The sequence below is a fragment of the Bacillus cereus group sp. MYBKT14-1 genome (genome assembly GCF_051915185.1).
In the GTDB taxonomy this organism is placed as follows: domain Bacteria; phylum Bacillota; class Bacilli; order Bacillales; family Bacillaceae_G; genus Bacillus_A; species Bacillus_A cereus.
This window is the reverse complement of record NZ_JBQAEF010000001.1, coordinates 1,118,971-1,132,408: the sequence shown is the minus strand read 5'-3', so window position 1 is coordinate 1,132,408 and position 13,438 is coordinate 1,118,971. Positions and strand designations below refer to the sequence as shown.

Here is a 13,438-nt window from a genome sequence, read left to right as displayed (position 1 = left end):
AAAAAAAGAAACCTATTCGATCAAACAATCAAATAGGTTTCTTTTCTAAATTCACTTATAAAGAAGCTTTATATATACTTAGAACATCATCTTTATTTAATTTTTTAAAGTTACCAAATTCACCATACGCCATCGCTTTATCCGCCATTAAATCAATTTCATTTTCTCCAATAGCGTAATCAGATAATGTTACTGGCGCCTCAATTGAAGTCCAAAATTGACGTAACGCCTGAATTCCTTCTAACGCAATTTCTCGATCAGTCTTTCCATCTGTTTCTACATTGAATACTCGAATAGCGAACTGTTTAAAACGACTTACATTTTCATCTACGACATGCTTCATCCAGTTAGGGAATAGAATTGCTAAGCCGCCTCCATGCGGTATATCATGAACAGCAGAAACTGCATGCTCAATATTATGAGTTGCCCAGTCACCTCTTACTCCCATCGCTAAAATACCATTTAACGCCATCGTTCCGCAATATAAAATTGTTTCCCTATGTTCATAATTTTCTAAATCACTTAAAAGCTTGGGAGCTGTCTCAATTACTGTTTTTAAAACAGATTCACAATAACGATCTTGTAGTTCTGTATTCGTTCCATGATGGAAATATTGTTCTAATACATGTGACATAATATCTACCATACCATAAATCGTTTGATCTCTCGGCACAGATGCAGTATGAACTGGATCTAAAATTGAAAACTGCGGGAATGTAACTGGGCTTCCCCATCCATACTTTTCATTCGTTTCCCAGTTTGTAATTACCGAGCCTGCATTCATTTCAGATCCTGTTGCTGCAAGAGTAAGTACAGTACCAAATGGTAATGCCTCATTAGCAAATGTTTTTTTCGTTACAATATCCCATACATCTCCATCGTACTTACTACCAGCTGCAATTGCCTTCGTACAGTCGATTACACTTCCTCCACCAACTGCTAAAATAAATTCAACACCATTCTCTTTACAAATTTGAATCCCTTTCTTTACAGTTGATACACGTGGATTCGGTTCAACACCTGTTAATTCAAATACTTCTGCATTAATATCCTTTAAAATAGAAATTACATTATCATAAATACCGTTTCTTTTAATGCTGCCTCCCCCGTATACGAGAAGAACTTTTTTACCGAACTGTGGAATTTCAGTTTTTAACTGTTCTAATTGACCTTTACCGAAAATAAGTTTCGTTGGATTACGAAATACAAAATTTTGCATATTTCTTTACCATCCCTTCTATATGAAAAGCAACTATACTTTTGTATACCATATTTTTTTCATTTCACAAAAATATTTGCTTAATAAAAAAATCCCAGCCTACAGGCTGAGATTTTTTTATTGGTAATAAGGTGAGATCATTAAGTAAACAATAACACCAGATAAACTTACATATAACCAAATCGGCATCGTCCAACGTACAATTTTACGGTGACGTGTTAATTGATTTGTAAAACCAAATACAAGCGCAAACAATGCAAGTGGTACGATAATTGCTGCTAGGATAATATGTGTAATTAAAATGATGAAATACACATATTTAATGAATCCTTCTCCGCCAAAATGTGTTGCCGGTGCTAAGTAATGATACGATAAATACGACACACAAAATAGTAAAGTTGTCGTAAATGCTGCAAGGATAAAACCACGATGCATTTTCACATTCTTTTTAATGATAGAGAATAACGCTGCTAATAAAAATACGAACGTAAAGCTATTAAAAATCGCGTTTAACATTGGTAAAATCGTTACATCAAAATGTACTTCTCCTTCATAGCCAACAGGTCCAAAGAACAAAAATAAAATAATCGCATTTACAATTACAGAAAGCGTTATCACAATAGGAGCATAGCTTTTCTGATTTGTTGATTGATCCACCAAAATGGTCACTCCCTCTTCCTTCAAGTATGTATACATAACCTCACTATTTTAACATATTATTCACAGTGTAAATGTGACAATAGTTTGACACAGCAAGACCAGACAAAGAAAAAAATCCTTCTTAATAAAACTTCTTAAGAAGGATTTTATCGCTTTATTATTCAAATAGCAATGCGATTAGTTTTTGTTAAAAAATGTATCGCTATATGCTTGAAAAATTTCAGACACTTGATATCCCATTAATGAAATTGCTGTTAATGAAAAGAAACCAATCATAAGAAATCGAAACCACATATAAATCTCCTCCTTGTATTTAGCTTAAAAAACGTTAGCTACCTTACAAGTTGAGTGGCACTCTTCATCATCACTTTCCTTTTTCCTTACAATTGCTGTAATAAATCGAATCATAAAGAAAACTACAAAAGGAAATTGTTCGTAATTCACATTGGCATAGTTTAGCAACGGCTCGCGCTGCACATCGAACGGAGATGAGAAGGAATAGAACATACCTTGCTCTTCCATATATACAATTACAATTTTCATGCAAAATACGATTCCTAGAAACGAAACAATATCTTGCCATTCTGTCGTATATAACAGGTTATACAGCTCTAATACGTACTCTTCCATCATCATCCCCCCTTCCTTTTTTACCATTTTGCTCGCCTTCGTATAAAAAGTCAAGAAAAAAGTTTATATTCACTATGACAATAGTAATTACTTGTTTCTATGATTATATATGATTCTTTTATAGCAATGATTGGGTGTAACTCTCTTCGAAAATAAGAAAATTAGAATCGAACAGATTCCTCATTCTTACTTTTAGGATGCAAAACTGTGATATTTTTATTTCTATTAAAAATAAAATAAGAAAGTATGATAAGAACAGTAACAAACATTGTTAAAAATGCTTGTGAACGTAAAGTATCAATTGCGAACATCGCAACTAAAACTGCTATAATAGCAGCAATTGTAACATACGTTACATACGGAAAAAGCCACATTTTCACTTTCAAATTTTGTTGTTCTACTTTCCCCATTTTTTTACGCATCTTTAAATGCGAAACTGCAATAACGAGATAAACTAGTAACGCAATCCCGCCAGATGCATTCACTAAAAACAAAAAGACTTTATCTGGAGAAATGTAACTAAACACAACTCCAATATAAGCGAAGAAAGTTCCAAATAAAACCGCTCGAACGGGAACACCACTACTGTTCAATTTTAAAAATGACTTTGGCGCATCTCCTCTTTCTGCCATTGAAAAAAGCATTCTTGAATTTGTATATAAGCCTGAATTTAAGCAAGAAAGTACAGCTGTTAAAACGATAAAATTCATAATTTGTGCTGCCGCTGGTATTCCTATATGTTCAAGTACAGCTACAAATGGACTTTTTAATATGTTTGCTGAATTCCATGGCAGTAGCGTAACAACTACCGCTATAGACCCAATAAAAAATACAAGAATACGCCAAATCACACTGTTTGTTGCTGTTTTTACTGCTTTTACAGGTTCTGCAGATTCACCTGCGGCTACTGCTACAATCTCTGATCCCATAAATGAAAATATAACAACAGTAATTCCAAGCAGGACCGAACTTATACCGTTTGGCATAAATCCACCTTGTCCAATTAAATTCGAAGTGCCGGGTGCTTCTGTTCCTGGAACAAATCCTAAAATAACAGCAAGACCTAGACAAAGGAACAAAACAATACTTATTACTTTAATAAAAGAAAACCAATATTCAAACTCTCCAAATGATTTCACCGAAAAAACGTTCGTCAGCGTTAATAAAATTGTTAATATTAAACTTAATAACCAAAGCGGTATTTGTGGAATCCAATATTGGATAATACCAGCACCTGCTGTGGCTTCTATTGCAATAACAATTACCCAAAAAAACCAGTATAACCAGCCTATTGTATAACCCGCCCAAGGACCAATCGCTTCTCTTGCATACGTTGCAAATGAACCACTTGTCGGATTAACAGCTGCCATTTCTCCTAGCATTCTCATGACGAAAATGACTAGAAGTCCTGCTAATGCATATGAAACGATAGAACCTGGTCCTGCCGAATGTACAACTGCACCACTTCCAACAAACAAACCAGCCCCTATTACGCCGCCAATTGAAATCATTGTAATGTGGCGTATTTTGAGGTCTTTCTTTAGATTTTTATCCAAATCTTGTACATCCCCTTCCAAACTAAATTTTGAAACTTATGTAAGAGTACTGTGCGAAAGATTTTGTCCTATACTTTAAAATATATCAAAATATTCTGAATTTAACAATTACAATTCAACCTTCTTCAAAAATTATTACATTAGGTTTAATACTTTCCCATACACAATTGTTGAGAAAATTATAGTCCCCTTACAAAAGAAAGAATTTTCAGATATTATTAAATAAACAAGATTATACATCTAGACAACTTTTTGTATAGGAGTGTTGATATGTTAAACAAGTTCAAATTTTTTTGTTGTATTTTAGTAATGTTCTTACTTCTACCGCTATCCCCTTTCCAAGCACAAGCAGCAAACAATTTAGGTTCAAAATTACTCGTTGGATATTGGCATAACTTTGATAACGGTACTGGCATTATTAAATTAAAAGACGTTTCACCAAAATGGGATGTAATCAATGTATCTTTTGGTGAAACTGGTGGTGATCGTTCCACTGTTGAATTTTCTCCTGTGTATGGTACAGATGCAGACTTCAAATCAGATATTTCTTATTTAAAAAGTAAAGGAAAGAAAGTAGTTCTTTCAATAGGTGGACAAAATGGAGTCGTTTTACTTCCTGACAATGCCTCTAAGCAACGTTTTATTAATTCCATACAGTCTCTAATCGATAAATACGGTTTTGATGGAATAGATATTGACCTTGAATCAGGTATTTACTTAAACGGAAACGATACTAATTTCAAAAATCCAACTACTCCCCAAATCGTAAATCTTATATCAGCTATTCGAACAATCTCAGATCATTATGGTCCAGATTTTCTATTAAGCATGGCTCCTGAAACAGCTTATGTTCAAGGCGGTTATAGCGCATATGGAAGCATATGGGGTGCATATTTACCAATTATTTACGGAGTGAAAGATAAACTAACATACATTCATGTTCAACACTACAACGCTGGTAGCGGGATTGGAATGGACGGTAATAACTACAATCAAGGTACTGCAGACTACGAGGTCGCTATGGCAGATATGCTCTTACATGGTTTTCCTGTAGGTGGTAATGCAAATAACATTTTCCCAGCTCTTCGTTCAGATCAAGTCATGATTGGGCTTCCAGCAGCACCAGCGGCAGCTCCAAGTGGTGGATACATTTCGCCAACTGAAATGAAAAAAGCTTTAAATTATATCATTAAAGGAGTTCCGTTCGGAGGAAAGTATAAACTTTCTAACCAGAGTGGCTATCCTGCATTCCGCGGCCTAATGTCTTGGTCTATTAATTGGGATGCAAAAAACAACTTCGAATTCTCAAATAACTATAGAACATATTTTGATGGTCTTTCCTTGCAAAAATAACAAAGTAAAACTATAATTAGCCCCCATAAATCGGACATTTATGGGCAATCAATGCAGGATAAAAACAGCAATAGGACCCTTTATAGGTCCTATTGTTGTTTTTTATTTATGAAAATTACTTTGTCACATCTAAAGTTTTAAGAAACTGTTTTCCATCGCCCAACATCGCACGTTCCTCCGAATCATATTGTTAAATATTCTAGTCACTCTTTTGCTTCAACACAAAAACTGAAAGTTCAGGTACACTACAAAATCTAACAGGCATCCTAGTAGTCCCAATACCACGATTTACATATAAATATGACTGCTTACTCTTCCCCTTCACTTCATACATACCTTCAACATAACTCTCAGCTAGTTTGGTAGTAATTAACGGACCTACAAAAGGGATTTGGACTTGTCCTCCGTGACTATGTCCTGACAGTTGAAGATCAACTGGGTAACGATTTATTTTGGTTACAACATCCGGCTCATGTACTAATAACATGTTGAAATCATTTTGTTTCAAGTTTTTTAAAGTTGAATCTATTTTCGGCTTCCCTAATAGAAAATCATCCAAACCTGATATTGTAATATATTTGCCGTTTTCCACTTTAATTTTCTGCACTTCATTTACTAATACAGAAAAACCAGCTTCCTCCATATATTTTTTGTAAAATAAACTACCGCCCCCGCCCCTATCATGATTCCCAAACACAGCATATTTCCCTAAGGGAGCATAAATTTTCTGCAAAATAACCTTCGCTTCCTCTCTTTCTGCACTATAAGAACCAAATTTATCTATTAAATCTCCGGTAAAAACTACTATATCTGGATGTAATTCATTCATCTTCTCCACCAAATGTTCAAGTTGCTTCAATGTAAACTCTGGCCCTAAATGTACATCTGAAAACTGTAATATTTTTTTATTATTAAATTCTTTAGGAATTGCAGAAGCTTCTATTTCATTCCATGTAACTGTTACTAGTTTTCGTTCTATTTCTGTCGCATAATAATACAAACTTACTAGTATCATTAATATACTTATAAAACTAATAATAAATATCTTTACGATTGATTTTTTTCGTTCTTTTTTTACATGATTTGTATTCATGTTTTCACCTCTAGAAACACTTTAAATCCTTATTGTTACATTAATGTGACAACATGAACTATGTTATTAATATGTAATTTCCTCCCTATTCACTTTGACAATTTTATACAGAAGTCATACCATATTTTTATAATACATATATTTTCGAATCTTTTTCTATTCATTCCATCATTTTATTACGGAGGGGTTATTCATGTCTGTATTTACACCAGAAGAAATTACGGAACTTGCTGCGAATTCCGGAAGGAAAAAAGCTCATTTATCATTACTCCCTATGCTAATTCTCGGTTTTTTTGGCGGTGCTTTTATCGCATTAGGGTATTTACTCGATATTCATGTTATTGGAACAATGCCAAAATATTGGGGATCATTTACTAGTTTTCTAGGCGCTGCTGTATTCCCTATCGGTCTTATTCTCGTTATTCTTGCAGGCGGTGAACTAGTAACTGGTAACATGATGACAGTTTCTATGGCTTGGCTTCAAAAGAAAATTACTTTATTTCATTTCATACGAAATTTAGTTATTGTTACGTTTAGCAATTTCATAGGGGCTGTATTTGTAGCCTACTTTTTCGGCCATATCGTTGGCTTAACTGAAGGAGCTTTTTTAGCGAAAACTATTTCTATCGCTCAAGCGAAACTACAAGATACACCATTGCAAGCATTTATTTCTGCAATCGGATGTAATTGGCTCGTTTGTTTAGCTGTTTGGCTCAGTATGGGAAGTAAAGAATTTATCGGAAAGATTATCGGTATTTGGTTCCCAGTTATGACTTTTGTTGCGATTGGATTTCAACACGTTGTAGCAAATATGTTTGTCATCCCAGCCGCAATTTTTGCCGGTCATTCCACTTGGGCTGAATATTTTCCAAACTTTATTTTTGTTTTCTTTGGAAATTTAGTAGGAGGTATGTTATTTGTAGCACTACCTTACTTCATATCTTATAATAAGAAACTATCTTCTTATCAAGAGAAGACTGAAATGAAGAACAAATCTCTGTCGGCTTAAATAGAATGTCTATAAAGGACCCTAAAAATATTACAAATTTCATTTTTTTTGCGAATATATGTACGTACACTTGTTCTCGAATGTTTTATACGTTATAATAACAACTTAAATAGCATTATTTACATATGAGGTGAAAAACATGAACAAAACAGAATTAATTAAAAACGTAGCACAAAATGCTGAGATTTCTCAAAAAGAAGCTACTGTAGTTGTACAAACTGTAGTAGAATCAATCACTAACACTTTAGCTGCTGGTGAAAAAGTACAACTTATCGGATTCGGTACATTCGAAGTTCGCGAAAGAGCTGCTCGTACAGGCCGTAACCCACAAACTGGTGAAGAAATGCAAATCGCAGCTTCTAAAGTACCTGCTTTCAAAGCTGGTAAAGAACTAAAAGAAGCTGTAAAATAATGAAAAATATCCTTCTCATTTATGAGAAGGATATTTTTTCATAACATAATTAATAAAAATCTGACCATTATGCTGTTTCTTTTGTTCTTTTATGCAAATAAAATCTTTACTTTCAAAAAAAGGTTTTGCGGTAATGCTCGCCTCTGTATATATCTCCCTATGTCCCAAGTTCACTGCTTCTTTTTCTAACTTCTGTAGTATGTATGAAGCGACTCTTTTTCCTTGATAATCTTTATGCGTAAATAAACGATCTACGTAACGATCATCGTTATAATCCCCAACCCCCACAATCATACCTTTATGATCCGCTACATAGCTAATATTCTTTTCTAAAGACTGTAACCAATTTTCTCTATCTAGTCGCTCCGGTGCCCACGCCTGTAGCTGTAACTCATTATAATCTTTTGCATTAACCGTATGAACTGTTTCATAGAACAATTGTAATACTTGATCTAAATCTTTTTTCTGGAATGTTCTAATTATAATATCTTTTAACATATATAAGTCTCCTTACCAAACTACCTCTTAACTTTTCTACTACATACGATTCTATATTTCTGCTTTATTATATCGTTTTAATTTCTATACGAACAAAAAAACAATACTTATTCAAGTATTGTTTTTTAATTCTATTCAATTACTTAATGTAGCTTTTTAAGGTTTTAATTTAACTCTTTGTAATCGTAATGCATTTAATACAACGGATACAGAACTAAATGCCATCGCTGCTCCAGCAACCCAAGGGGCTAAGAAACCTAATGCCGCAATTGGAATTCCTAACGCGTTATAAGCTAATGCCCAGAATAAATTTTGTTTAATATTTCTTATCGTCATTTTACTCATAAATATCGCATCAGCAATACTATTTAAGTCACCGCGGATTAACGTTATATCCGCTGCTTCCATCGCTACATCCGTTCCCGTTCCAATCGCCATACCAATGTTCGCTGTAGCAAGAGCAGGAGCATCATTTATCCCGTCTCCAACCATCGCTACTTTCTTACCATTTGCTTGCAGTTTTTTCACTTCTTCTGCTTTTCCTTCTGGCAATACTTCTGCAATTACGTGATCAATACCAACTTGCTTTGCAATTGCCTGAGCAGTTTGTGTATTATCTCCTGTAATCATCACAACGTCTAGACCCATTTTTTTCAGTCTTGCGATAGCTGCTTTTGAAGTATCTTTCACAGTATCTGCAACGGCAACTATACCAGCATATTCTTTATCGATTGCAATAAGCATTGCTGTTTTTCCTTCTCGTTCTAGCGCTTCCATTGATTTAGAAACTTCTTCAATATCAATATTGAATTTCTTCATTAATCGACGTGTACCAATTAATAAGTGTTTTCCTTCTACAACTGATTCGATACCAAATCCCGGAATCGCTTCAAACGTTTCTGAACTTGGGATATCAATTTTCTTTTCTTTAATTCCTTCTACAATCGCTTCTGCAAGCGGATGTTCAGAATTTCTTTCTGCTGCCCCTACTAATCTAAGCAGTTCATTTTCATTGAATCCATCTGCTACAATTACATCTGTTAATACCGGCTTCCCATTTGTCACTGTACCCGTTTTATCTAGAATAACCGTATCTAATCGGTGCGTTGCTTCTAAATGCTCTCCACCTTTAAATAAAATACCATACTCAGCCGATCTTCCTGATCCTGCCATAATAGATGTAGGCGTTGCAAGACCTAATGCACATGGACAAGCAATAACAAGTACTGCTATCATTTTCTCAAGTGCTCCGCCAAAATCACCAGGTGTAACAAATATCATCCATACTGCAAAGGTGATAATCGCAATCACAACTACAACCGGTACGAAAATACCTGAAATTTGATCTGCTACCCTTTGAATAGGAGCTTTTGAACCTTGTGCCTCTTCTACTACTTTAATAATTTGAGCTAATGCAGTATCTCTTCCTACCTTAGTTGCTTTCACTTTTAAAAATCCATTTTTATTTATTGTCGAACCTATTACTACATCCCCAATTGACTTATCAACAGGAATACTTTCACCCGTTAACATCGATTCATCAATTGCTGACTTTCCTTCTACAATCTCACCATCTACTGGTATTTTTTCACCAGGCTTTACATAGACGATATCACCAGCTACTACTTCTTCAATCAAAATTTTTATTTCTGTTCCATCTCGCACAACTGTAGCTGTCTTCGCTTGTAAACCCATCAATTTTTTAATTGCTTCTGATGAGCGCCCTTTTGCTTTCGCTTCAAATAATTTACCTAAAATAATTAATGTAATAAGTACCGCACTCGTTTCAAAATATAAATCTGTCATATGTTCCGAAGAACCAATAGATTGAATACTTAAATATACACTATAGAAGTACGCGGCCGACGTTCCAAGCGCCACGAGAACATCCATATTAGCACTTTTATTGCGTAACGCTTTATAAGCCCCAACATAAAACTGTCCACCAATGATAAATTGAACAGGAGTTGCAAGTGCTAGTTGCACCCAAGGGTTCATTAACATATCCGGTAAATAAATAAATGACGTAAATGAGAAATGACTAACCATTGCCCACAATAATGGGAAAGATAAAATAAACGAAATAATAAACTTCTTCTTTTGTCTTTCAATTTCTTGTAATCGATGATCAGTTGATGCATCTTGATCATCTGGTTTCACTTCTAATTTATATCCTAGCTTCGTAATCGCGCTCTTCATTTCATTTACATTAACTTCATCAGGGTTAAAGTCTACTGTGGCTGATTCTAAAGCAAAATTTACTGTCGCCTTGTTCACACCATCTAACTTATTTAAACGCTTTTCAACTCTATTTGCACATGCTGCACATGTCATTCCTGAAACAGTAAATTCAGCTTTATCACTTACAATTCCATATCCTAATGATTCAACTTTTTCTTTAAATTGTTGCGGATTTGTTTTAGTTGGATCGTACATTATTTTTGTTTTTTCAAGCGCAAAATTTACATTTGCCTCATGAACACCTTCTACTTTTTTTAGACCTTTTTCAATTCTATTTGCACATGCCGCACATGTCATTCCTGATATTTGAAGATTGGCCTCTTTTTTTTCATTCATGTCTCTCACCCCTATATACCCTTATGAGGTATAATGATTAGCAAAATAAATCGTACTTCATTTAAAGTACGATTTATTTCCATATCTAAAAATAATTATTGAACATCGTATCCTTGATCTTCGATTACAGCAACGATATCTTTTAATGTTACAGCAGACGAGTCGATAGTAACTTCAACAGTTCCTTCTGCTAATTGAACCTTCACTTGTTCAACACCGTTTAGCTCTTTCACACTGCTTTCGATAGCATTTACACAATGTCCACAAGACATACCTTCAACCTGTAATGTTAACTGTTCCATTTAAAATCCTCCTCTTGTTTATTCATTGTTTGTTAATCACAATTACATCTTACCATACCCCCCTAAGGTAATCAATGGTTTTGTATCATGATTTTTCAATTATTTTCTAAAAGTTTATTTTACACACACTTTTTCACTACAATACACCCAAATCCAATATGAGGGTAAACAAAAAAACAAGCCAGTTAAATACTAGCTTGTTTTTACGCTTTTGAAAAACGTTCAAATACTGTCATTAATTCTTCAATTGCTTCGTCACCATTTCCATTTTTAATAGCTCCTGAAACACAATGACTCGTATGATTTTTGAGAACGCCCATTCCTACTTTTTTCATCGCTGCATTAATCGCTGAAATTTGCACTAAAATATCTACGCAATAACGATCATTTTCAATCATGTTTTGAATACCGCGGACCTGTCCTTCAATTCTCTTTAATCTATTTATAATCTGTTCTTTTTCTTTTTCTGATCTATGTGTTACTGCTTCATGCTCTTTATGATCCATATTATCACCTTCTTAAAGTTTCTCTTCATCCAATAAAACAATTGTTTTTTATGAGTATACCAATTATAGCATTAAATATCTACGCATGATACCCCATAAGAGTATATTTACACTTTATGATTATTCTTAACAACGCATTAGCTTCTTAATCTCAATTTTCAGTATACCCTTTCCTTTTTGTCAAAAAATCATTATATCTCTCATCAAAATTCAATAAAGTGAAACAAGAATAAGCGGGGATTACCCGCCCCCGCTTATTCTTCGTCTATAATGTTTTAATTTAAATTTTCAGATATTTAACCCAAGAATTTTTTCTTTCCATATATAATTATTGCTGATCACATACTTTTGTATCATTCACTACTGAAGTTCCTTCAACGGTTACCGTATGAAAACAGTCATTTACTCGAACTGTCACAACATTATCTTGCCGATCAATGATATGATATTCATTAAAATTTTTATTTAGAGCACTGCGAATTTGTTCTCCTTCATAAATTGGAATGCCATGTGATAGAACCCAAATAAGTCCAGCGATAGCAAGAATAGTTTTCATACGATCTACCTCCTTGGGAATATAGTGAACTTTTCATCCATACTTTTTCAGCTCTACAAATCATGATCGGAATAAACCAAGCCTTTTTGGAAATAAGTTCATTTCGTCTATTTTATGTTTATGCTAATTGTGACCGATTTGTGACAACTTTTTGTCTCTTTAGACGAAAAGTTGAAACAAAACTTTCGAAAAGGACAATTCTACATATTAAAAAAGGTTATGGAATGTTTCATCCATAACCTTTTTTCCTATACGTAACTAATAAACCTCAATCCTTTACTTAAAGACGTCGGCACAACAGATGCATGATTCTCCCCTTCAGCTTCATAAAACTTAAATTTAAGTTTATCGTGGTTTACTTGGAGAAGGCGCTCTGATAATTCATTTGCACCTACAACCATATGCTCTCGTTCAAGTGATCCAACTGTAAGGAACACTCCTGTTTCAAACTTAGCATTGTTTAATTCATGTATAAGGTTCTCTTCTTTTTCAAGAACGGATTTATTATTCCACCATATAGATGGACTACTAATAAAATAATTTTGAAAAGCGTTTAAGTTTGTAAATAGTATATGCAAAGCAAATAGTCCACCTAAAGAATGTCCAAATAACGTTTGCTTACTTTTATCAATCTCAAAATTCTTTTCAATTTGTGGTTTCAGTTCTCCTTCAATAAAAGTAAAGAAATTATGTGCTCCTCCTGTTTTAGGCCACGGTTTACCGTCTGGTTTTAAAGGGGCATCTTTTGAAATTACGCTAGGCGTAAAATCATAGCACCTTTCTTCCCCTGAAAATGCGCCTTCAATCGGATAACCCACTCCAACTATAACAGCTGGTGAAACACCAGTTTTTTCCGCTCTTACTGATTGTATTTTAACTGCTTCATGAAATGTTTGAAAAAAGGCATTGCCATCTAATACGTAAATAACGGGATATCCTGAATCCGGTGCTGGTTGCCTCGGCTTTGAAATATGAATTTGATATTCCTTACCTTCTAATTTTGAATACATTTTCCACTGCTCTGTATTAGATGTTATAATCTGCTGTTTTTCAATTGTAGTATTCAC

General features: G+C 34.2%; 14 protein-coding genes. 3 read left to right on the top strand and 11 right to left on the bottom strand.

The window, feature by feature from the left end; translation table 11 throughout:
- Nucleotides 1-55 precede the first annotated feature (55 nt).
- The 4 genes from ACTFO4_RS06060 to gabP all read right to left on the bottom strand — a co-directional run bounded on the left by ACTFO4_RS06060 (nt 56) and on the right by gabP (nt 4,065).
- Nucleotides 56-1,219, bottom strand: coding sequence for an iron-containing alcohol dehydrogenase (locus ACTFO4_RS06060; protein WP_098771935.1), 1,164 nt, complete (start codon nt 1,217-1,219; stop codon nt 56-58).
- A 117-nt stretch (nt 1,220-1,336) separates the two neighbouring features.
- Entirely contained in the window at nt 1,337-1,879 is a 543-nt protein-coding gene (locus ACTFO4_RS06055) for a DUF420 domain-containing protein (protein ID WP_000228315.1), read from the bottom strand.
- Nucleotides 1,880-2,197: 318 nt separating this feature from the next.
- A complete protein-coding gene (locus ACTFO4_RS06050; protein WP_121868051.1) occupies nt 2,198-2,536 on the bottom strand; it encodes a hypothetical protein in 339 nt (112 codons plus the stop codon).
- A 134-nt stretch (nt 2,537-2,670) separates the two neighbouring features.
- Nucleotides 2,671-4,065, bottom strand: a complete 1,395-nt coding sequence (gene gabP / locus ACTFO4_RS06045) for a GABA permease (protein ID WP_000360111.1) — start codon at nt 4,063-4,065, stop codon at nt 2,671-2,673.
- A gap of 270 nt (nt 4,066-4,335) precedes the next feature.
- Between gabP and ACTFO4_RS06040 the strand changes: the two genes are divergently transcribed.
- Nucleotides 4,336-5,418 carry a chitinase gene (locus ACTFO4_RS06040; protein ID WP_098584466.1) on the top strand — a complete coding sequence of 361 codons (1,083 nt, stop codon included), beginning with the start codon at nt 4,336-4,338 and terminating at the stop codon, nt 5,416-5,418.
- Between the two features lie 199 nt (nt 5,419-5,617).
- On the opposite strand, the gene ACTFO4_RS06035 is transcribed toward ACTFO4_RS06040, so the two are convergent.
- Nucleotides 5,618-6,511: a metallophosphoesterase gene (locus ACTFO4_RS06035; RefSeq protein WP_098771933.1), complete on the bottom strand. Its 894-nt coding sequence runs from the start codon at nt 6,509-6,511 to the stop codon at nt 5,618-5,620.
- Nucleotides 6,512-6,704: 193 nt separating this feature from the next.
- Between ACTFO4_RS06035 and ACTFO4_RS06030 the strand changes: the two genes are divergently transcribed.
- On the top strand, nt 6,705-7,520 hold the full coding sequence (locus tag ACTFO4_RS06030) for a formate/nitrite transporter family protein (protein WP_098771932.1): 816 nt from the start codon (nt 6,705-6,707) through the stop codon (nt 7,518-7,520).
- A gap of 139 nt (nt 7,521-7,659) precedes the next feature.
- Nucleotides 7,660-7,932 (top strand): HU family DNA-binding protein, encoded by a 273-nt coding sequence (locus ACTFO4_RS06025; RefSeq protein ID WP_001043904.1) that lies wholly within the window; start codon nt 7,660-7,662, stop codon nt 7,930-7,932.
- Between the two features lie 15 nt (nt 7,933-7,947).
- Here ACTFO4_RS06025 and ACTFO4_RS06020 read toward each other — a convergent pair whose 3' ends face one another.
- From ACTFO4_RS06020 to ACTFO4_RS05995, 6 genes are all read right to left on the bottom strand, one after another.
- A complete protein-coding gene (locus ACTFO4_RS06020) occupies nt 7,948-8,430 on the bottom strand; it encodes a GNAT family N-acetyltransferase (protein ID WP_098771931.1) in 483 nt (160 codons plus the stop codon).
- 156 nt (nt 8,431-8,586) lie between these two features.
- Nucleotides 8,587-11,007, bottom strand: a complete 2,421-nt coding sequence (locus ACTFO4_RS06015) for a heavy metal translocating P-type ATPase (protein WP_001003178.1) — start codon at nt 11,005-11,007, stop codon at nt 8,587-8,589.
- Between the two features lie 95 nt (nt 11,008-11,102).
- Complete coding sequence (copZ, locus tag ACTFO4_RS06010) at nt 11,103-11,309, bottom strand: copper chaperone CopZ (RefSeq protein ID WP_000436973.1); 207 nt, start codon at nt 11,307-11,309, stop codon at nt 11,103-11,105.
- Nucleotides 11,310-11,512: 203 nt separating this feature from the next.
- Nucleotides 11,513-11,815 carry a metal-sensing transcriptional repressor gene (locus tag ACTFO4_RS06005; RefSeq protein ID WP_000349637.1) on the bottom strand — a complete coding sequence of 101 codons (303 nt, stop codon included), beginning with the start codon at nt 11,813-11,815 and terminating at the stop codon, nt 11,513-11,515.
- 328 nt (nt 11,816-12,143) lie between these two features.
- Entirely contained in the window at nt 12,144-12,371 is a 228-nt protein-coding gene (locus tag ACTFO4_RS06000; RefSeq protein ID WP_000849103.1) for a hypothetical protein, read from the bottom strand.
- Nucleotides 12,372-12,619: 248 nt separating this feature from the next.
- Nucleotides 12,620-13,438, bottom strand: coding sequence for an alpha/beta hydrolase (locus tag ACTFO4_RS05995; RefSeq protein WP_098584469.1), 819 nt, complete (start codon nt 13,436-13,438; stop codon nt 12,620-12,622).